This window comes from Methanoculleus horonobensis, from assembly GCF_001602375.1.
Taxonomy (GTDB): Archaea; Halobacteriota; Methanomicrobia; order Methanomicrobiales; family Methanoculleaceae; genus Methanoculleus; species Methanoculleus horonobensis.
Window position 1 is genome coordinate 173,508 of sequence record NZ_BCNY01000015.1, and the last position, 20,214, is coordinate 193,721.

The 20,214-nt window shown below is 59.6% G+C and carries 21 protein-coding genes and 2 tRNA genes; 18 read left to right on the forward strand and 5 right to left on the reverse strand.

Annotated features, from left to right (window positions below; all coding sequences use genetic code 11):
• Positions 1-7 precede the first annotated feature (7 nt).
• From MCUHO_RS08510 to MCUHO_RS08520, 3 genes are all read left to right on the forward strand, one after another.
• Positions 8-1,150 carry a glycosyltransferase gene (locus MCUHO_RS08510; protein ID WP_067076820.1) on the forward strand — a complete coding sequence of 381 codons (1,143 nt, stop codon included), beginning with the start codon at positions 8-10 and terminating at the stop codon, positions 1,148-1,150.
• A gap of 83 nt (positions 1,151-1,233) precedes the next feature.
• Complete coding sequence (locus MCUHO_RS08515) at positions 1,234-3,879, forward strand: oligosaccharyl transferase, archaeosortase A system-associated (protein ID WP_067076824.1); 2,646 nt, start codon at positions 1,234-1,236, stop codon at positions 3,877-3,879.
• Between the two features lie 5 nt (positions 3,880-3,884).
• Positions 3,885-4,853: a histone deacetylase family protein gene (locus MCUHO_RS08520; protein WP_067076829.1), complete on the forward strand. Its 969-nt coding sequence runs from the start codon at positions 3,885-3,887 to the stop codon at positions 4,851-4,853.
• A gap of 676 nt (positions 4,854-5,529) precedes the next feature.
• Here the strand turns inward: MCUHO_RS08520 and MCUHO_RS08525 are convergent.
• Complete coding sequence (locus MCUHO_RS08525; protein WP_067076833.1) at positions 5,530-6,705, reverse strand: YcaO-related McrA-glycine thioamidation protein; 1,176 nt, start codon at positions 6,703-6,705, stop codon at positions 5,530-5,532.
• Between the two features lie 53 nt (positions 6,706-6,758).
• On the opposite strand from MCUHO_RS08525, the gene MCUHO_RS08530 reads away from it, so the two are divergent.
• Complete coding sequence (locus MCUHO_RS08530) at positions 6,759-7,049, forward strand: DUF2098 domain-containing protein (RefSeq protein ID WP_235808216.1); 291 nt, start codon at positions 6,759-6,761, stop codon at positions 7,047-7,049.
• On the opposite strand, the gene nikR is transcribed toward MCUHO_RS08530, so the two are convergent.
• The gene (nikR, locus tag MCUHO_RS08535) at positions 7,046-7,468 is read right to left on the reverse strand and encodes a nickel-responsive transcriptional regulator NikR (RefSeq protein WP_011845071.1); all 423 of its coding nucleotides are present in this window, start codon (positions 7,466-7,468) and stop codon (positions 7,046-7,048) included. The genes MCUHO_RS08530 and nikR overlap by 4 nt on opposite strands.
• Before the next feature lie 208 nt (positions 7,469-7,676).
• On the opposite strand from nikR, the gene MCUHO_RS08540 reads away from it, so the two are divergent.
• The 10 genes from MCUHO_RS08540 to MCUHO_RS08585 all read left to right on the forward strand — a co-directional run bounded on the left by MCUHO_RS08540 (position 7,677) and on the right by MCUHO_RS08585 (position 13,519).
• Positions 7,677-8,912, forward strand: a complete 1,236-nt coding sequence (locus MCUHO_RS08540) for a translation initiation factor IF-2 subunit gamma (protein WP_067076842.1) — start codon at positions 7,677-7,679, stop codon at positions 8,910-8,912.
• A gap of 2 nt (positions 8,913-8,914) precedes the next feature.
• Positions 8,915-9,289 carry a type II toxin-antitoxin system VapC family toxin gene (locus MCUHO_RS08545; RefSeq protein ID WP_328585631.1) on the forward strand — a complete coding sequence of 125 codons (375 nt, stop codon included), beginning with the start codon at positions 8,915-8,917 and terminating at the stop codon, positions 9,287-9,289.
• An 8-nt stretch (positions 9,290-9,297) separates the two neighbouring features.
• Positions 9,298-9,864: a DNA-directed RNA polymerase gene (locus MCUHO_RS08550; RefSeq protein ID WP_067076849.1), complete on the forward strand. Its 567-nt coding sequence runs from the start codon at positions 9,298-9,300 to the stop codon at positions 9,862-9,864.
• A 1-nt stretch (position 9,865) separates the two neighbouring features.
• Positions 9,866-10,066: a transcription elongation factor subunit Spt4 gene (gene spt4, locus MCUHO_RS08555; protein WP_067076853.1), complete on the forward strand. Its 201-nt coding sequence runs from the start codon at positions 9,866-9,868 to the stop codon at positions 10,064-10,066.
• Positions 10,066-10,551 (forward strand): GTP-dependent dephospho-CoA kinase family protein, encoded by a 486-nt coding sequence (locus MCUHO_RS08560; protein WP_067076857.1) that lies wholly within the window; start codon positions 10,066-10,068, stop codon positions 10,549-10,551. The genes spt4 and MCUHO_RS08560 overlap by 1 nt, the downstream gene beginning before the upstream one ends.
• A 76-nt stretch (positions 10,552-10,627) precedes the next feature.
• Positions 10,628-10,921, forward strand: coding sequence for a 30S ribosomal protein S24e (locus tag MCUHO_RS08565; protein ID WP_067076859.1), 294 nt, complete (start codon positions 10,628-10,630; stop codon positions 10,919-10,921).
• A gap of 2 nt (positions 10,922-10,923) precedes the next feature.
• Positions 10,924-11,103 carry a 30S ribosomal protein S27ae gene (locus MCUHO_RS08570; protein ID WP_067076861.1) on the forward strand — a complete coding sequence of 60 codons (180 nt, stop codon included), beginning with the start codon at positions 10,924-10,926 and terminating at the stop codon, positions 11,101-11,103.
• 79 nt (positions 11,104-11,182) lie between these two features.
• A complete protein-coding gene (locus MCUHO_RS08575) occupies positions 11,183-12,769 on the forward strand; it encodes a bifunctional N(6)-L-threonylcarbamoyladenine synthase/serine/threonine protein kinase (protein ID WP_067076864.1) in 1,587 nt (528 codons plus the stop codon).
• Positions 12,766-13,344: an RdgB/HAM1 family non-canonical purine NTP pyrophosphatase gene (rdgB, locus tag MCUHO_RS08580; RefSeq protein WP_067078779.1), complete on the forward strand. Its 579-nt coding sequence runs from the start codon at positions 12,766-12,768 to the stop codon at positions 13,342-13,344. The genes MCUHO_RS08575 and rdgB overlap by 4 nt, the downstream gene beginning before the upstream one ends.
• 28 nt (positions 13,345-13,372) lie before the next feature.
• Complete coding sequence (locus MCUHO_RS08585) at positions 13,373-13,519, forward strand: 50S ribosomal protein L40e (RefSeq protein WP_011845081.1); 147 nt, start codon at positions 13,373-13,375, stop codon at positions 13,517-13,519.
• Positions 13,520-13,582: 63 nt separating this feature from the next.
• Here MCUHO_RS08585 and MCUHO_RS08590 read toward each other — a convergent pair whose 3' ends face one another.
• Together MCUHO_RS08590 and MCUHO_RS08595 are read right to left on the reverse strand one after the other, a co-directional pair.
• Positions 13,583-14,233, reverse strand: a complete 651-nt coding sequence (locus MCUHO_RS08590) for a putative phosphothreonine lyase domain-containing protein (protein WP_067076866.1) — start codon at positions 14,231-14,233, stop codon at positions 13,583-13,585.
• A 43-nt stretch (positions 14,234-14,276) separates the two neighbouring features.
• Positions 14,277-15,041 (reverse strand): sulfide-dependent adenosine diphosphate thiazole synthase, encoded by a 765-nt coding sequence (locus MCUHO_RS08595; protein WP_067078782.1) that lies wholly within the window; start codon positions 15,039-15,041, stop codon positions 14,277-14,279.
• A gap of 138 nt (positions 15,042-15,179) precedes the next feature.
• On the opposite strand from MCUHO_RS08595, the gene htpX reads away from it, so the two are divergent.
• The 4 genes from htpX to MCUHO_RS08615 all read left to right on the forward strand — a co-directional run bounded on the left by htpX (position 15,180) and on the right by MCUHO_RS08615 (position 17,817).
• Entirely contained in the window at positions 15,180-16,070 is an 891-nt protein-coding gene (gene htpX, locus MCUHO_RS08600) for a zinc metalloprotease HtpX (RefSeq protein ID WP_067076870.1), read from the forward strand.
• 73 nt (positions 16,071-16,143) lie between these two features.
• Positions 16,144-16,214: transfer RNA gene (locus MCUHO_RS08605), tRNA-Gly, on the forward strand.
• Between the two features lie 2 nt (positions 16,215-16,216).
• Positions 16,217-16,290, forward strand: a tRNA-Val gene (locus MCUHO_RS08610).
• A 360-nt stretch (positions 16,291-16,650) separates the two neighbouring features.
• Positions 16,651-17,817: a transglutaminase-like domain-containing protein gene (locus MCUHO_RS08615; protein ID WP_067076891.1), complete on the forward strand. Its 1,167-nt coding sequence runs from the start codon at positions 16,651-16,653 to the stop codon at positions 17,815-17,817.
• Between the two features lie 480 nt (positions 17,818-18,297).
• On the opposite strand, the gene MCUHO_RS08620 is transcribed toward MCUHO_RS08615, so the two are convergent.
• Positions 18,298-19,986, reverse strand: coding sequence for an RNA-binding domain-containing protein (locus MCUHO_RS08620; protein ID WP_067076896.1), 1,689 nt, complete (start codon positions 19,984-19,986; stop codon positions 18,298-18,300).
• Between the last annotated feature and the right edge of the window lie 228 nt (positions 19,987-20,214).

Below are 20,214 nucleotides of genomic sequence, written 5' to 3' on the forward strand. Positions count from 1 at the left end.
GATAACGATGAAGATCCTCCTCGTCTCCACTCAGGACTACATTCACCACCCGATCCCCTCGAGGCACCACAACATCTTCGAGGAGCTCGCGAAACGGCACGAGGTTCATGTCCCGCACTTCCATGTCAGCCGGGGCAAGGAGCGCGAGACCCTTCTTCACGTCCATGAGGCGACACGGTTTCCCGTCGAGAGCCCGTTCCTCCACTACACCCTGAACGCACCCTGCCACTACCGGGTCATCAGCGAGATCATCCGCGACCACGAGATCGACGTCGTCGTCGGGGCTCACGTCCTTGCGGGGACGGCGATGGTCCGGGCGGCGAAGAAGTCCGGCGTCCCGGTGGTCTTCGACCTCAAAGACTGGTTCCCCGACTCCGCCGCTGCCTACTACAAAAATCCCGCGATTAAGTGGGTGCTCCGGGAAGGCGTCCTCAATATCACCCGCTACAACCTGGACCACAGCGACGTCGTCACGACGGTCTCCCCGGGGCTCGTCGAGAAACTCAGGGGCTACGGCTACGAGGCCGAGTTGATCACGAACGGCGTCGACACCGACCTCTTCCGCCCAACCGACGATGGGACGATGCGCTCGGCACTCGGGATCGCTCCCGATGCCTTCGTGCTCGGGTTTGCAGGGGCGGTCGAGCGGTGGTATGCCCTCGACGAGGTGATCCGGGCATTCCCGGAGATCCTCGAGAAGCACCCGAACGCGGAACTCCTGATCGTCGGCGGTTCGCTCTTCACCGGCTACCTGGACGAACTGCAGGCACTCGCTGCCCGACTCGGGGTCGCCGGCAGGGTGCACTTCACCGGTGCCGTCGACTACCGCGACCTCCCCGGCTACATCGCGCCGATGAACCTCTGCCTCATCCCGCTCTCTCCACCCCAGTGGATCGATATCGCGCTCCCGAACAAGTACTTCGAGTACTCGGCATGCGGAAAACCGATCCTCTCGACCCCCATCCCCGATATGCTCCGGATGGGCGGCGACCATATCGCCGTCTACCGGAATAAAGTTGAGTTCCTCGAGCGTGTCGACGAACAGGCTCTCTCCCCGGGGCGGTGCCCGGCCGGGGTGGAGGAGCACAGCTGGAAGAAGAAGGCCGAGGCATTCGAGAAGATCTTCGAGCGGGTGACGGGAACACGCTGAAATTCACTCTTTTTCCGGCGTCGCGGATACGCCAAGGTTATTAATGGTTCGAAGGGAAACAGATTCGTAACAAGGAGTGTCCGATGGCTCAGATGGATCTCAAGAAGTACCAACCATACATCATCATTGGTATCATCATTCTATTCGCCCTGCTCACGCTCTGGACGCGGGGCATCCCTTCGGAAGGCCTGGTGACCGCCGAAGGCGTCAATCTCCTCGGCAACGACCCCTGGTACAGCCTCCGCCAGGTGGAGCAGAGCGTCGCGAACTTCCCCGGCTACGCCTGGTTCGACGCCATGACACTCTACCCGTCCGGCGACGTCGTCTACTGGGGACCGCTCTTCGTTCAGATCGCAGCAGCGCTCTGCGTCCTCACCGGCGCGGCGACGCGCCCCGAGATCATGCTGGTCGCGTCCTGGGTTCCGCCGCTGATGGCCGTCGCGATGGTCCCGGTCATCTACCTGCTCGCGAGAAAGATTGCCGACTGGAAGACCGGCCTCATCGCAGCGGGCCTGATTGCGGTCATCGGCAGCAACTACGCCTACCGATCCCTCTTCGGGTTCGTCGACCACCATATCGCGGAGACACTCTTCTCGACGATCTTCGTCCTCGCCTACGTCACGGCGCTGCTCGCGGCACGCGACCGGCCGCTCTCCCCGAAGAATGTTGAGACCCTGAAGATCCCGGTTATCACAGCGGCTCTCGCCGGTGTCGCGTACCTCCTCGGGTTCTTCAACATGCCGACGATGGTTCTCTTCGCACTCATCGTTGTAGCCTTCACTCTGGTCCAGTTCATCCTCGACTTCTTCCAGGAGAGATCGAGCGAGTATCTGGTTCTCGTAAACGCCGTTGTCTTCGGTGTCGTCATCATCGGGGCGGCGGCATTCGGCTTCCCGCACTCTGGACTCGGCCTCTCCCTGTACAGCGTCGGGCACGTCATTGCTTACGCCGGCCTCATCGCAGGCACGCTCGCGCTCTACGGGCTCTCGGTCTTCCTGAAAGACCGCCCGAAGTACTACTATCCGGCCGCGCTCGCGGCCGTCGCGGCGCTCGCCGTCGCGGTGCTCTACATCGCTCTGCCGGAGATTTACGGCCTCCTGATCTCGAGCCTTGTTGCCTTCTTCGGGGAGGCTGCGATCACCACGACCGTCCAGGAAGCCCGGGCCTGGTCGTTTGCCGCCGCCTGGGCAACGTTCCACTGGGGCCTCGTCCTCTCGGCCGGCGGGGCTGCCACCCTCGTCTGGCTGAATCGCCAGAGGGTGAACCCGGCCCACGTCTTCGTCCTGATCTGGTCGGCGATCATCCTGGCATCGACGGCCGCGCACGTCCGGTACGAGTACTACCTCGCCGCAAACATCGCCCTGCTCGCGGCGGTCTTTGCAGGCGCAGTCATAAACGCGACCTGGAAAGATATTGCACGTCTCCTCGGGAGAGAGAGCGGCAGCAAGGCCACCCCCGCACCTGAAGCCGCCGAAAAGCAGGAGATGCCAAAGAAAGGCAAGAAGGGCGGCAAGGCTCCCGATACCCGGAAGGCAAAGGCCACCAGGCGTGACCAGCCGGATTATCTCAAAGTCGGAGCGCTCGCCGTGGTCGTTGTCGTTACGCTCATCTTTGCCGGGACATCTCTCATGGGGAACATCGCTCTCGCCACCGGCGCGAAATATTCCGGCATGGACTCACAATGGATGGAGGCCCTTGAGTGGATGGGCGAGAACACGCCCGACCCCGGCGTCGACTATTACGCGATCCATGACCGGAACACCTTCACCTACCCCGAAGAGTCCTACGGCGTCATGTCCTGGTGGGACTACGGCCACTGGATCACCTTCGTTGCGAAGCGGATCCCGAACAACAACCCCTTCCAGCACGGGGTCTCGGGACCGAACGGCTCCGCGACCTACCTCGTCTCGACCGATGAAGAGGCCGCAAACCGGATCCTCGACAACATCGGCACCCGCTACGTCATCACCGACATCCAGCTCGACACCTCGAAGTTCCACGCCCCGGCGACCTGGGCCGATCCCGCCGTGGGTCAGGAACCCTTCCAGCCCTACTTCCTCCTCCCGGTGAGCGCGGGCTCGTCGGAGTACCAGGCGGTGCCGTTCAACACCCAGGAGTACTACCTGACGATGGTCTCCCGGCTCCATAACTTCGACGGCTCCATGACCGATCCGACAGAGGCATCGGTGATCTACGCCGAGTACCTGGAGCCGGCCGCGGCAAACGCCTCGCTTCCCGTCATCACCCGCACCCAGCAGATGAACGCCACGGAAGGTGCGGCCGCGGTGGAGGCCTACAACAGGAACGCGCCGGCAGGCTCGCACGCGACGCTCCTGAACATGTACTACCAGTTCCGGGGGGACTCGGTTCTCCAGCCGCTCGAGCGGGTGCCGGCGCTCCAGCACTACCGGCTCGTTCACGAGACGCCCGGAAACGTCTTCGGCAACGTCGGTGAAGACGGGCCTGACCTGAAGCACGTCAAGATATTCGAGTACGTCCCCGGTGCCACCATCCAGGGCGACGGGATCATCGAAGTTCCCATCGTCACGAACGCCGGCCGTGAGTTTACCTACCGGCAGGAGAGCGTGAACGGTACGTTCGTCGTCCCGTACGCAACGTCCGGGTGGTCGGGCGAGGTGAAGGCGACCGGGCAGTACCGGATTGCGGGCACCGGACAGACGTTCGATGTCACCGAAGAGGATATCCAGCAGGGACGCACCATCAACTGACGAGGATGCGGTCTTCAGTCATTTACGGTGACATCTTCACCAGGCACGACATGGAGGCTCACCCCGAGTCGGGTGCCCGGTTACGGGCGGCCCTCTCGGGGATCCCGAAAAACGTGAGGTGGCGTGCTCCCGTCCGCGCCACCGAGAGCGATCTCGAACGGGTTCACGACCCGCGATACATCAGGTGGGTGCGGAAGATGGCGACGGGAACCTGTTTTCTGGACGTGAACACCTACGTCACCTGTCACTCCTTCGATGCTGCATCCTATGCCGCCGGATCGACCTTTGCCGCAGTAGAACGCACACTCGACGGCGAGCACCTCTTCGCCCTGGTTCGTCCCCCGGGCCACCATGCCGAACCCGATCGCGCGATGGGGTTCTGCATCTTCAACAACGCCGCCATCGCAGCGGCGAAAGCACTCTTATCGGTCGACCGGGTGGCGATCCTCGACTGGGACCTGCACCACGGCAACGGCACCCAGACGGCTTTCTACGGGAGCGACCGGGTGCTCTACTGCTCGGTGCACGAGGAGAACAGTTTCCCGAAGACCGGGTGGGTGGACGAGATCGGCACCGGCGCGGGCCGGGGCTACACCCTCAATGCCCCGCTCGCGGCAGGCTCGACCATCGCCGATTACGCGCATGTCTTCGACGAGGTCTTCGTCCCGGCGATCGCCCGGTTCCGCCCCGACGTCCTGATCGTCTCGGCCGGGCAGGATGGCCTCGCCGACGACGAGCACGGGAGGATGAACCTCGAACCCGACGATTACGGCGTGCTTGCCGGGATGCTCGCCGACGGCACGGATCTCCCCCTCGCGTTGACGCTCGAAGGTGGCTACGGGCCGTCGATCGGGGAGGCGATTCATGCAATCTTCGAGGCCCTCGCGGGGAAGCGGTTCGAGACGGCGGAGAGACCGCTGAACCGGGGGACGGAAAGGGTCACGGACCTCCTGAAGAAAGTCAGGTTTTGTTAAGAAGAGAACTGCCCCGGGGCCGATACTCCGGCAGCCAGAGGGGAGCACCGGCGCGGAAGAGCGTGGGTGATCTTTCCCAAAAGAGGAAGTCGTTCTTCGCACCAATCGGTGCTCAAACTCGCTACGCTCGATCTCCAGTTCTAACGAACCATCACACTTCACGGCTTCACGTGAAGTAACGATGCGTGGATGATGAAACGGCTGCAATCTTGAAAAGCCCAATATAGTGGACCGTGGAGATATCGCCATCGGGGGAAGGGGCTGACGGGGAGGACGACGTTCCGGAGAACGACTGTCCGCAGGACAGGAGTTCGAGAAGCCGTCAGGCTTCGAGGAACGGAGTTCGACCACCGTCAGGTGGGGAGGGGGAGACCCCCTCCCCTGTCTCTTACGCGCGAAGAACCGCATACCTCATCGACCCCAACCCCACCCGGCCTCCGGCCTCCTCCCCCGCCCCAGGGCGGGGGCAGTCATGGCGATACCCGGTGGAAAGCCGTGCCTCTGAGTACCCCCCTGATTGCGGCCATCTGGGGCAAGCAGGGAGGGTTCAACAAGGCCCGATGTCCAAGTGTTAAGCGCTGGCAAACTCCCTTCGCGCCTTCGCGTGAGACTGCATCACTCCAGTACGCCGTTGACTCACGCGAAGAGCGCGAAGAACTCAAACACCTGAAGCGCGTTACCCCTGCGCCGGCCGCTTCCGGTCGGGGTCCATATAGGAGACCTCGAACCCGGGGAGGACGACCCGGACCACCGGCACCGGCGTCCGCGAGAGGTCGCAGACGCAGACCCGGTCGGTGTGCACCGCAACCTCCTCGAGCACCTGCCGGATATCGAGGTCGAACCGTCGGGTGCTCGCATCGGGGACGTCGGCGATATCGACGGCATCCGCGTCGGCAAACCACATCCGGTTGATCCGCTTCAGCCGTTCGTATCCGGCTTTCCGGATGATCATCTCCCGCTGGGGGTCGCTGCGCCCACCCTGGAGGTAACTCCCCCGACTCTGGGCGACCTCGGTCAGGGCGCGGAGCGCGGCAATCTCCGGGGAGAGATGCGTCCCCGACCCGATGACGAGCATTGCCGGATCCTTCGTGACGGTGTCGTCCGCGGCTGCCGCGACCGTGGGGACACCGGTCTTCCCGTCGAGCAGCCAGAGGTGGATATCGATCCCGTTCTCCTCGAACCGGTCGATGACCTCGCGGGCGGCGCACTCATTCTCGATGACGAGGCGGCTGCCGAGGTCGCGTTTTGCATCGGCGATACTGAGCGCGTCCCGCTCGATCACCTCGAAGAGCGCGTGCAGGATCGCCTCTTCGATGACGTTCCCTGATGCCAGCCCGTTCGTGTCGCTCCGAAAGAGAGGGAACGCCATCCCGAGCGAGTCGTAGGGATGGAAGACGGCGTTGCTCGGGACGTAGATCTCCTCGTCGTTTAAGATATCCCATCCCGGTGTCCAGTGGACCTTCTCTCCCTGCTCGAGTTTCCGGGGGAGAAGGAGATCTTCGGGATGCACCGCCCTTCCCGGGCCGATCTCTTCATACGTCGCGCACTCCATCCGGTCGCCCCGGTACTCGGCACAGTAGCGCTCGAGCGCCTCCATCATCGCCGAGACCCGGGCGTGAACCGGCTCCTTACCCTTTCCCGCATGGACGCGAGTCGCTCCCCGGGCCGCTCCCGGCCGAACCGCCGCAAAAACCGGGATCCCGATGCGGTCGAGAGGGGTGACGTCGATGATCTCGGTGACGCCGATCTCCGTCATCAGCGGCTCCACGGCGGCACGGGTCTCCTCAGGAGACCGGGAACGGTGGGTTCCATCGAAGTACAATTTCTCTACCGGGCGAATCGTGATTGCCATTGAAGATACCTTGGAGGTGATACCTTAATAGTATGGCAGATATACTACCTCGTATGAGCACGGATGACGTAGCAGTGGGCGCAGTCGTCCGCTACCCCCGCACCGGCACGACCGGAAAGGTCATGCGGATCGAGGAGATCGACGGCCGGAGGTATGCCGAGATCGACAGCACCGGACTCTATTACCGGGTGGACGAACTCATCAGTGCCGACAAAACGACAGGGAAAGTAGAGAGAGAAGAACGCTCTCTTGAGGAGTACCTCAAGGAGCACAGGGAACTCCAGGAGCAGCTCGAGGAGGTCTGGGAAGCAGGAACCGACAGGAGCTGTGAGGGCGGCGGCTAACCCTCGACCGGTATGGTGGTGAGTTTCACCGCCTCGACACCTTTCTGCGCCATCAGTCGCTCGGTAATGTCCTTCAGTACAGCCCCGTCCCCCCGGATCAGGATCACTTCGAGGCACTTGTTGTGGGTCACGTGCGAGTGCAGAGATGCCTGAATGCTGCTGGCATACTGGTGCTGGATCTCGGTGAGCGTCTGGAGCAGGCCACGTTGGTCATGGTCGTAGACCATGGTGATGACGCCCTGGCGCTCGCCTTTTACGTCGGATATCCACTGGTAGTGAGTGATGTAACTTCGTATTGAGTCCCGTATCCCTTCGGAACGGGAGGAATACCCCCGGAGGCTCAGGATCTCGTCGAACTTATCGAGGAGGTTCTTGGGCAGCGAGATCCCGATACGTGAAAGTTCAGCATCGCCTGGCATTGCGATCAGTTTTCATATCTCACCTCATAGAGTATAAATATTCGCTAACAACCAGGGCATTATTCATACTTCGTATGTCGATCAGGGGGCGAGAGCCGGGAGATCACCCGCGCGTACCATGAACGAGTGGCACCGGGCGGCAGAATAATCCCTACCGATTATGTATAAGTAGTGTCACTATATATTGGATAAGGAGGTTCGAAAACTTTTGCGAGATGCATTCATTCCCGGTGTCAATATTGGGCTCGTAGGTCATGTCGATCACGGCAAGACCACTCTGGTCAGCGCGCTTACCGGAACCTGGACGGACAGGCACAGCGAGGAGATCAAGCGCGGCATCTCCATCCGGCTCGGCTACGCGGACACGACTTTTTACAGGTGCGAGAACTGCGAGGGGGCTGACGCCTACACATCCCACCCGGAATGCCCGAACTGCAGTGAAAAAGCAGTTCCGTTCCGGACGGTCTCGTTCGTCGACGCCCCCGGCCACGAGACGCTGATGGCGACGATGCTCTCGGGCTCCGCGCTCATGGACGGCGCAATGCTCGTCATCGCTGCAAACGAGGTCTGCCCGCAGCCCCAGACCAAGGAGCACCTGATGGCGCTCGAGTTGATCGGTATCAAGAGGATCGTCATCGTCCAGAATAAGATCGACGTGGTTACGCAGGCCGAGGCACTGGAGCATTACAAACAGATCAAACGGTTCGTCAAGGGCACCATTGCCGAAAACGCGCCCATAATCCCGGTCTCCGCGCAGAAGGGAGTCAATATCGGCGCCCTGATCCAGACGCTGGATACGGTCATCCCGGAGCCCGAACGCGATCCGGAGGTCGACCCGCTGCTGCTCGTCGCACGGTCGTTCGACGTCAACAAGCCCGGCTGCAACTGGCGGGACGTGAAGGGCGGCGTCATCGGCGGTTCGCTCATCAGGGGAGTCCTGCGTGAGGGGGACGACATCGAGATCCGTCCCGGCCGGCAGGTCCAGATCGAGAACCGGACGAAGTGGGAGCCGATCGAGACGAAGATCACCTCCATCAACGCAGGCAAGATCAGCGTGACCGAGGCAGCGCCCGGGGGCCTCCTCGGCGTCGCGACGAAACTCGATCCGGCCCTGACGAAGAGCGACGCCCTCGCCGGGCAGGTTGCCGGGCTCACGGGGAAACTCCCACCGGTCTGGGAACGACTGAAGTTCGACGTCACGCTCATGGATCGAGTGGTCGGCGCGGACAGTGAGCAGATCATCGAACCCCTGAAGCACAAGGAGCCGCTGATGCTCTCTGTCGGCACCGCCGTCACCGTCGGCGTGATCGTGAACACGAAGAAGAACCAGGTGGAGGTTCAGTTGAAGCGGGCGGTCTGCGCGGAGGTCGGCGCACGGATCGCCATCAGCAGGCAGGTCGGCGGACGATGGCGGCTGATCGGCATGGGTGTTCTGGTCGAGTGAGAGTGCTCCTTGACACGAACGCCCTCTTAATGCCGGCCCAGTTCGGGATCGACCTGTACGACGAGCTTATGGCCCTCTTCGGGGACTTCGAACCGGTAACGCTCGAAGAGGTGATGGGTGAACTCTCGGGGCTCGCCCGGGGCCGCGGCCGCGATGCGGCTGCCGCCCGGGTGGGCATTGCGATGGCCCGGCGCTCGACGGTCGTCCCGAGCGGGAGTACCGCGGAGCATGTGGACGACCGGGTGATCGAGTATGCCCGACGGGAAGGATGCACCGTGGTGACGAATGATCGCCAGCTCCGGAACGCCCTCCTCCGCGAGGGGATCGACGTTGTTTCGATGCGGAGAGGACGAACACTGGAACTGATGAGGGGATAGGTGAAACCATGTATTATAAGATGACGCTGGAGGACAAGGTGCGCGTTCCGCCGCACCGCCTCGGGGAAGACCTGGAGAGGGTCATCCTCAACGTACTGCAGGAACAGCTGGAAGGCAGCATCGCAAAGGAGATCGGTATCTTCATTGCGGTGACGAATATTCTCAACGTCGGCGAGGGGGAGTTGATCCCCGGAGACGGCGCCGTCTACTACGACGTCAGGTTCGAGGCAGCGGTGCTCCGTCTCGCGCTCCAGGAAGTGATCGAGGGCCAGGTGGTCGAGACGACGAGTTTCGGCGCCTTCGTCAGCCTCGGGCCCATCGACGCCATGCTCCACGTGAGCCAGATATCGGACGAATACATCAGCTACGACGAGAAGAACGGCAGACTGGTCTGCCAGGACTCGAAGCGAGCAATCGCCGTCGGCGACGGTGTCCGGGCCCGGATCGTTGCGCTCTCGCTGAACGAGCGCGAACCGAGGGAGAGCAAGATCGGCCTCACCATGCGTCAGTCGGGTCTTGGGACCACGACCTGGCTGGAAGAGGAACTCGAAGAGGAGAAGAAGGGGGCGGTATAGGATGGTCGTCCGTAAGAAGGTGCTCAAGGTCTGCCGCGAGTGCCACCGGGTCGTTGAAGGGGAGGCCTGCGTCATCTGCAGCACGTCGAACCTGAGCGATGACTGGGCGGGCTACGTCGTGATCATCGATCCGGAGCGCTCGGAGATCGCAAAGAAGATGAACATCACCATGGCCGGCAGGTACGCGCTGAAGGTCCGCTGATGCTCCGGCTTCCCGAAGCATACCGGGGCCTATTCAAAAAACCGTTCGGAACTCTCTACGGGTGCATCGACGAACTCCTCCCCCGGCTCGAAGGCCGGCCGGTCTACGCCGTCGGCGATGTGGTGACCCATAACCTCCTCACCGCAGGGATCGTCCCCGAGATCGCCATCATCGACGGCTACACGATGCGCACGCCCTGCACCCGTTCGCCTCTGCTTCGGGCAAGATTGCTGACGGTGAAGAATCCTGCCGGCACGATCACCACCGAACTTGAGGAGGCGATCGAAGAGGTCGTCGGGCATCCTCCAGGGGTGATCTTCGTCGACGGGGAAGAGGATCTCGCGGTCATCCCGCTCGTCATCGCCGCGCCGGACGGGGCCGCCGTCCTCTACGGCCAGCCGGGAGAGGGAGTCGTCCTCCGGCTCGTGGATGCGGCAGCGAGGCAGAAGGCCGCATCTATGCTGAGCGTTTTCATACGCGAGTGAGGGGTGCGGCGAGACCCATTCCCGCACCTCATCCCAGAGTATAAATAAACCCCCCTACAATATTTTAGGGATATCGATGGACTTCGAAATTACCCGTGATGTGAGGAACGAGTTGTTGAAGAGGAGAGAACTTGAGTTTACTCTCACCTTCGACGGACCGACACCCTCGCGGAAGAGCATTCAGGAGAAGCTCGCCGCGCTGCAGAACAAGAATGAGAACCTCCTCGTGCTGGACCTGGAGAGAACCCGGTTCGGGAAGATGGAGCTCTTCGGCCGTGCACGAATCTACGACGACGAGGAGACCAAGAAGGGGACCGAGCGGGAGTACCTGCTCAAGCGGGGCGAGCCGAAGGCGGAGAGCGAGGCGTAACCATGGCAGCCAAGAAGCAGGCCCCGGCCAAGGGCAAGAGATACGAGTGCTACGAGGTCAAGGGCGATACGGTGGTTCTGCAGAAGCGGCACTGCCCCCGGTGCGGTCCCGGCGTGCTGATGGCCGCGCACAAGGACCGGGTAGCCTGCGGCAAGTGTGGCTACACCGAGTTCCAGAAGTAGATCCTCACGCAGATACAAGATACGGACGCGGCATCGGCCGCGGCCGGCCTTTTTCTCGTAACGGAGCGATACCTGTTTTATGCCTGATATGATGCCCGACGACGGGCTGGTTCTGGGGCTCGAAGGAACCGCATGGAACCTCAGTGCCGCCCTCTTCGGGGAAGACCTGGTCGCCCTCCATTCGTCGCCGTATGTCCCCCCAAAGGGGGGGATCCACCCGAGGGAGGCCGCGCAGCATCATGCCTCGGTGATGAAGGAGGTCGTCTCCCGGGTGCTCACGGAGCCGGAGCGAATCAGGGCGATCGCCTTCTCCCAGGGGCCGGGGCTCGGGCCGTCGCTCCGGACGGTGGCGACCGCCGCACGCGCCCTCTCGATCGCACTCGATGTACCGCTCGTCGGCGTCAACCACTGCGTGGCGCACGTCGAGATCGGGAGGTGGGCGACCGGGTTTTCGGATCCGATCGTTTTGTATGCAAGCGGCGCGAACACGCAGGTGCTCGGTTACTTGAACGGCCGCTACCGGATATTCGGGGAGACGCTGGATATCGGGCTCGGAAACGGGATCGACAAGTTCGCCCGGAGCCACGACCTTCCGCACCCGGGCGGGCCCGCCATCGAGCGGCTTGCGCGGGAGGGGAACTACATCGAGCTCCCCTACACGGTGAAGGGGATGGATCTCGCCTTCTCGGGGCTTGTCAGCGCGGCCCAGGAGAGCAGCGCCCCGCTCGAGGACGTCTGCTTCGGCCTGCAGGAGACGGCGTTCGCGATGTGCGTCGAGGTGACGGAGCGCGCGCTCGCCCACGCAGGCAAGGACGAGGTGCTGCTGGTCGGCGGGGTCGGGGCGAACGGACGGCTGCAGGAGATGCTCCGGGTGATGTGCGAGGAGCGAGGCGCGGCGTTCGCTGTTCCAGAACGGACGTTCCTCGGCGACAACGGCGCGATGATCGCCTATACGGGCAAGATCATGCTGGAGCAGGGCGTCACGCTCCCTCTCGAAGAGTCGCAGATCCGCCCCGGCTACCGGGCGGACGAGGTGGAGGTTGCCTGGCGCGCAGAGGAGCCCGGCGAGGTCTTTTCCGCCGGGCCGCACGAGGGCGGCGTCGCCCGGGGTGCAGAGGCGGTCGTGGAGATCGGCGAGGAAGACGTCGTCAAGCGCCGGCCGAGCAAGCGCTACCGCTACCCGGCTCTCGATCGGCGTCTGATCGCTGAGCGGACCCGGGCGGAGGCGCGCCTGATCGCGACGGCGCGGCGGGCGGGCGTCCCCACCCCGGTGATCCGCGACATCACCGCAGACACGATCGTGATGGAGCGAATCAAGGGCGAGGTGCTGAAGTACGTCACCGCGCCGGAGACGATCCGGCTCGCGGGCGAGGCGGTCGGGAGGCTGCACGGGACGGGGATCGTCCACGGCGACCTGACGACGAGCAACATGATCGTCCGCGACGGCCAGTGCGTCTTAATCGACTTCGGGCTTGCGTCGACGTCGTCCGAGGTCGAGAGCCGCGGGGTCGACCTCCACGTCTTCTTCCAGACGCTCGAGAGCACGACGGAGAACTTTCAGGAACTGAAGGAGGGCTTCGTCGAGGGCTACACGGCCGTCTTCCCGGGGGCGGGCGAGGCTCTCGCCCGGGAACACGAGGTCGAACTGCGGGGGCGGTACCTCTGAAGGTCGCGGTGGTGACGAGCAACGCCAACAAGGCGCGGGAGGTGGCGGCCTACTTTGCAGGGGTGCTCACGGTCGAGCATGTTGCGCTGGAATGCCCGGAGTTCCGCCACGCCGACGTGGGGGAGATCGCCCGCGGGAAGGCGGAGTTTGCCTACAGGACGCTCTCCCGGCCGCTGATCGTCGACGATACCGGACTCTTCGTCGACGCGCTCGGCGGGTTCCCCGGGCCTTATGCTGCCTACGTCCACGACACCATCGGCAACGCCGGAGTCCTGAAACTCATGGAGGGCATGGAGAACCGGAACGCCCGGTTCGAGACGGCGATCGCGTTCGCGCGCGAGGACGGCATCCGGGTCTTCCGGGGAGTTCTCCCCGGGACAATCGTCGCCCCCCGAGGGGAGGAAGGGTTCGGCTACGACCCGATCTTCGAGTATGACGGTCGGACGCTCGCCGAGATCCCGCTCGTCGAGAAGAGCAGGATCTCTCACCGGGCACGGGCGCTCGAGGCGTTCCGCGCCTGGGTGGAGCGGGAGGCCGGAGGCGACAGAACTGTTAATATGAGCAAGAACGAATAGTACCCAACTGACAAGTGGTGTTTTTAACATGGCGAGATTTCCCGAAGCTGAAGCACGTCTGCTCAACGTAAAGATCTGTATGAAATGCAACGCCCGGAACGCAATCCGCGCGACCAGCTGCCGAAAGTGCGGCTCGGACGAACTCCGCGCCAAGTCCAAGGAACGGAAGGCGTAACGCCGCTCGTCCGGCCCCCGGCATACCCTTTTTCGCGTTGTTTACGGGTAAGCGCCCGGTTCTTCAGGCGCTATAATAGGTGACTTTTCTGCCCTCTTCGCTGTACTCGCCCTTGTAGGTCTCGATGTTGCGCTTGTAGCCGATCCGCTCCGTAAACCCGAGCTCGCGGAGCCGTTCGCGAACGCGCATCACATCGGCCTCGTCCGCCCAGTCCCGGGTGTAGACGTAGATGACCGACCGCTCGTCGCGCGAGTCCGGGTTCGGTTTGGCGGTGCTGACCTTCGCAGATATCCCGAGGGTTCCCTGCACCGTCTCGTCCCGGATCTTCCGCCACGCCTCGTCCACTCTGTCGGCGGCGACGAATATGAGCCATTTCCCGACCTGGTCGTCATCGAGGCCTCTCCCCGAGGGGGCGGGGGCGTCCTGGACGATCCAGTACATCCGGGTCGTCTTCGAGGGGAGGATCCCTTCGCCCTCCCGGAGGGGCGCATAGATCGCATCGATCCCGCCGAACCGGCGGAGGAGGGCTTCTGCGAGCTCCGGGTAGTCGTCCCGGAATTTCCCGAATATCTCGCGGACATCGGCCTCGAAATCAGCTTCCTGCTCGATGAGTTCGAACAGGTACGGGCCGCGGAGACGGATCTCGCGGTTGAGGTAGACCTCAAAGATCCCGTACGCGACCTCGGCCAGGGGTTCCGGATCGATCTCTTCCATACTTATTGGTAACCGCCGGGGCGGTGAAAAGAGTTTTGAAGTGTTACCGGCGCAGTCTTTCTGCAACAAGTTCCGCTGCCCGCTCCCCGGAAAGCAGCATCCCGCCGAAGATCGGGCCCATACGGCACTCCCCGGCAACGGCGTTCGCCGCCATCCCGGTGACAAAGAGGCCGGGGAAGACCTCTTTTGTGTGGGCGAGGATCCGGGACTCGGCGCGCTCGGCCCACATGAAACTCTCGCCCTTCACCGTGAGTGCACCGCCTTTTCGCTCGACCATCCGGGCGATCATGGCGTCGTGGCCGGTGGCATCCACGGTGCAGGTGCAGGCCATGGTGAGCGGGTCGACGTGCAGCCCGGCCATATCGACCGGCGTCCAGTTGACGACGAGGCCGCCGACCCTCCCGTCGCCCCGGATCATGACGTCCTCGACGGTGGTGAGGTTGAAGAACTCGACGCCGGCGTCACAGGCCGCTGCAGTGAGTTTCGCGACCGCTTCCACCGACTTCGCGACGTAGTAGCCCTCTTCGAACTCTTTGTAGGCGATACCGAACCGGTCGAGGAGTCGCCGCGCTTCTTCCTGCACGACGATCCGGGGAAACATCATCCCGCCGCCCCACATGCCGCCGCCGATGCTGAGTTTCTTCTCGATGAGTGCGCACTTGACGCCCTTCTCACCGAGGAGCGCGGCGCAGGCGAGCCCCGATGGCCCCCCGCCGATGACGGCGGCGTCCATCTCGAGGTGGTCGACGATCGCCCGGTGCTGCTCCTCGAGGATCGCCCTGCTGATGGTCACTTCATTCAACGTCATCCGGTTCAGATCTATGGCTGCGCTGAGAGATAAGGGCACTGGCGCGTGCGCAGAATGCACCGGATCGCGGTTCAAACGGAAGCAACCGGAGAGAGTGGCACAGACCTTAATAGCGATCCGGCACAACATATTCCCGTCATGAAGTGGACGCGCGACTTCGGTCTCACTATGAGGATGTTTCTCACATCGTTCCTGCTCCTCATAGTCTACCTGATCTTCCTGGGCGTCCTTGCCGCCCTGGGATTCCCCTTTGAGTTCCTCCTGCTGGTGGCCGCCGGAATGGCGTTCCTCCAGTTCTTCTTCTCCGATAAGCTGGTGCTCTGGAGCACCAGCACGCGGATCGTCGAGGAGGACGAGTACCCGGAGTTGCACCGCATGGTCGAGAGCCTCGCCACGAGAGCGGGCCTCCCGAAACCGAGGGTAGGGATCATGACCTCCCCGGTTCCGAACGCGTTCGCGACCGGGCGCAGCCCGAAGAACGCCGTCGTGGCGGTCACCGACTCGATCATGCGGACGCTCAACCGCGAGGAACTCGAAGCGGTGCTCGCCCACGAGATGTCGCACGTGAAGAACCGGGACATGCTGACGCTGACGATGGCGAGTTTCCTCTCGATGCTCGCCTTCCTGATCATGCGCAACTGGTTCTTCATGGGGCTCTTCGGCGGCGGCGGCAACCGCGACAACAACATGGGTGCGCTGATCCTGGTCTACGTCGTCTCGATCCTTGTCTGGGTGGTGAGCACGCTCCTCACTCGTGCGCTCTCCCGCTACCGGGAGTTCGCCGCGGACCGGGGCAGCGCCGCCCTGACGGAGAATCCCCGGGCTCTGATATCGGCGCTTCAGAAGATCAGCGGGCGGATGGACTACGTCCCCGCCGAGAAGAAACAGGAAGTGGAGGGCGCAAACGCGTTCTTCATCATCCCGGCCCTCTCCGGGAAATCCCTGATGGATCTCTTCTCCACGCACCCGTCGCTGGAGAAGCGGGTGGCAGCCCTCGAGGAGCTGGAAGCGCAGCGGCGCGGGTATTAAACCCGCCCCGGCTCCTCTCCCACCCAATATTTAATATTCAGCACGGTCAATCTATGTAGGCATACCGTGCATTGCATCGATGGTCTAGTGGTATGACTTTGGCCTTCCAAGCCAATAGCCCGGGTTCAATTCCCGGTCGATGCATGGGGCTCGTGGTCTAGCTGGTTATGACGTCGCCTTCACACGGCGGAGGTCTCGAGTTCGAATCTCGACGAGCCCACTCGTTTTTCGGGGATACGGTCACAATCGCAGACTGAATCCCCTTTTCCGCCCCTTTTATCAACCCATCTATGAATCGGGACGCATTCGTAACGTTGTTTTGCAGAAATTCGTTCGCTTCATGACTCAAGGTTATGTGCCTTGTTTCTCGTTTATGCTCGGATTTCGTCTCTTTTGCCATTTTCTCTATTCTCCGTTTTCCTTTCTCCTATGGCCATGTTTGGCCATTTATGGCCATACTTTCGGGTATACCGAAGATTCTGTGTAAGGGGTCTTAAAGATGTAGTGACTAAAACGAGGGTGCGGACCGCGCGCAAATGAAAATGGATATATGAGTGCGGTCTGATTCACAATCTGTGGTATGTCTGACGACGAAGAACCCTTTGTGGTTGAACACGAAACTCTCTTAATTGGAGATGAATGGTTTGAGGTCGAAAATGCCGTTCACTTTGTGGCTGATGGCCAAGAATACATTTTTCTCGATGATAAGTGTTACGAGTTAAATGGTTCTGTCTTGGGCGACCCGATGGGGTCTGTTGTGCGGCATGAGTCTGTTTACTTCAAAGGGGAAAAATATGACCTTGAAAACACTCCACACGTCGAGATAAACGGTCAGGAGTACATTTCGATTGATGGTAAGTGGTACGAATTGAATGGTGCTTTCCTCGGCAATGAAGTAGATGAGGACGAGTTGGAGAGGATGGCAGAGGAGGAGGACGCATTCCCGTACGAACCACCACAGCAACCCGGGGGGAGGGGATCTATCCTCATACCTGTGCTGTGCTTCCTTATCGCGGCTGGGGCTACTGCCATGGTGATGAGTGAGTATGGGTTCACTAAGTTCGATATCGACCCCCCTGCTTCCGTGATCGCGGTAGGGACAGCGACCCCGACGGCTACCTCCTCCTCGATTAGCGTGACCCGGACCGCCACGCCTAGAGTTACACCTACTCCCGTGACGTCATACGGAGACACTCAAGCTTCAAAAATCGTCGAAGCGATGGATTACACTAACCCCACAACCCGGGATTTCGCTCTGAGTCTGATTGATAAAGACCATGGCGGGAATTATAACATCGCGCAGATATGCGATATGTGGGAAAAGATTTACAAGCGATGGACCTATGTGAACGATCCAAAGGGCACCGAGTACTATTCTCCTGCAAGCAGGACTATCAACCTTGGATTGAAGGGAGATTGTGACGATTTTGCAATTCTTGTGGCATCAACGATGTTGGCAATAGGCGGTACTCCTCGGGTAATCCTGGCATCGGATAGCGTTGAAGGTCATGCTTATGCGGAGATCTGCATAGCGAACAATAAGGATAGTCTCCAGAAAGCCGCGAACTACATCTGTCAGAGATACAAGTGTAAGAATATCGCATACCGGACAGCTAACGCTAACGGGCAAACACAATACTGGCTTAACCTCGACTGGAGTTCAAAACATCCGGGAGGATCGTATTTCCAGAACGACGGTGCGACCGTCGCGATCTACCCGAACAAACATTGGGTGAGGCTGAAGTAATCAGGCCGGGGCCGCGGCCACTACCTCTTCCACACACTCCTCCGGGATGCCATAGAGGGCTGAGGTCTCCTCGACGATCTGCCGGCGGGGGATGCCGTCACGGAGCATAGCGGTAACGGTACGCTTGAGGTCGTGAAAAAGAAGCGGAAGTGCCCGGTTTGCGATATTTTCATTTCAAAACTTCGTCCTACCGAGCAACAATCTGAGCCACAACATAAACCGCGGCAATCGTAATCCATACTCCAATCGGCAAAAGAAGCAGGGTGTCAACGGGCAGAGCACTCTATTGACCTGTATGATTACGTAGAGCAGCGGAATGCCGTATACGATTACTCGTTGTCTAAGTGAATTAATTATCCAACATTATCCAACACTCGTATGCTTATGCACACACACGCACACACAAACACACTTCTTTTTCAATTTCGAACGAGTTTTATGGTTTAAATTTTTCCAACTTTCATCCAACACGATACTAGCTTAACCTCTTTCGGGAGGTTGAATCAATACCCATTTGGCACCGAAGGTTTTACTACCTGTTGTTTTGATTATCCCCTCCTTCCGCATCTCCTGAAGCAAATTTTTAATGAACCTACGTTTCTGCTCTTTATTGAGAGCATCTGATACCTTATCCAACAACAGGTCTTCGACAGCCTCCCTATCCGCTTCATGGAATTTTTTAAGGTACGCAATAACCATATCCTTGAAATGCTGCTTGTCAAACGACCGTTTTCTGATATAATCTGCCCGCGTATCTGTTTCAACAGCAACTTTTTCTGAAACATAGAGATTGGGACGTCTCCCCTCAATCAGCTTCTTGGATTTGAGTGATGAAAATTCAGCATCTGAAAGGCGATGGCCCTTTTGGACCTTATCCAAGGCAATAACATCAACAATATCTAAATCTTTGCGTTTGATTAACATACGGGTATATTTTGGATCGATCACTTTACCGGTAATTGTCACTTTTACCTTGTTGAGTTCACTCAGATCATAATCCGGCATGGGGAAGTTTCGCTCTCTTTGAAGCCGGAACATACGCCTGATGCCACTTCCGATTGTATCGATCATATTTAGATTCACCATGGCCTGTGCAAGGAAGGGGTTCCGGTATTTATCCGGCGGCGTGTGAGACATGATGAGAGATTCTATTGAGCCTGGAATGAATTCTCCACGGTTGGTAAAAATCAAAGAGTCCGATCGCTCGACAACGGAAATTCTTGCCCCTTGGGAATAATCCTGGTGAGCAATGCAATTATGCAATGTTTCACGGATTACCCAAGGATCGTATTGGGTAATTTCCAATGGAAATAGTGTCTCATCGGAAATATGCCTATAGGTAAGATTTCTGATCTTACTAAATACCGCATTAACTGCCAGAATTAATGGAGCTTCAAAATGTGCATAATCCTTTTCAACACCGGCATCGTCTTTTATAATCCAAGTTATTTGGGCTGTCGCGGGAGACAGGTAGTGTTCCGCCTCACCTTTGCCTAGTAGTAATAGTGCAGTGTTGGTGATTTTTCCATCGATACAGACTCTAGCTCGGTTTAGAAATTCAAGATCGTCCCAACTATCAACCTCTCGGGATGGGATGGTCGTTGCATATTTCTTCTTAAATTCATTTCGGGCAAACGCAATTGCATCAGAATTAAGATCGTCGATTGTTGCCTTTTCGCAAGTACGGGCTGACCAATCTAAATCGGCACCTTGATCTCGAATTCTCTGAATCTTGTGAAGAGCCAGCTGTCCAAGCGAGTCATGGGTGCGACCGTAAACCACACTCTTCCATTCCGTGGGTATGCCCCGCGTTGCGGGGGGAATTCTGAACATTATTACTCGCCCTCCCGGAGTGTGGAGTTCGTGTATTGATATAAATGTTAACTGGTGGTTTGTTTGGTAGGAGATTTTACGTTTAAGTTTTTCAAGACCTGGAGGTGTTTCGTAAAAGTGTGTGCCCACAATTTTTCTTGGAGGTTTATCAGTTACTCCGAAAATTAACCATCCTTCAGGTTTATCGTTCAAGTTGGCCTCATTACTTAGTGCGGATACATAACGACCAATCTGTTCGAAATCAAAAGTGGTCTGTGCTTCCTTGAATTCAACCCATTCCGTTTCGGTGGGAAGATTCATCAGATCGTACAGAACTTGTAACAGGTCTTCAGGCATTACTACTCTCCACAACTGGTTAGTTCTTTCTCTCAATCGAAGCCAATATTTCATTTATTTACCGCTTCGCCAATTGTTGCCGCCTCCACCTGATCCAACTAGTGTTGATGGTTAGCTCGGCAGGATCGCCATCATAATTGGGATTTACGTTTATATTCTTGGGGATTGAGAGCAAGTTTAATCTTGACATCAATCTCTTAAACAAAGATGAATTAGATATCAAATAAT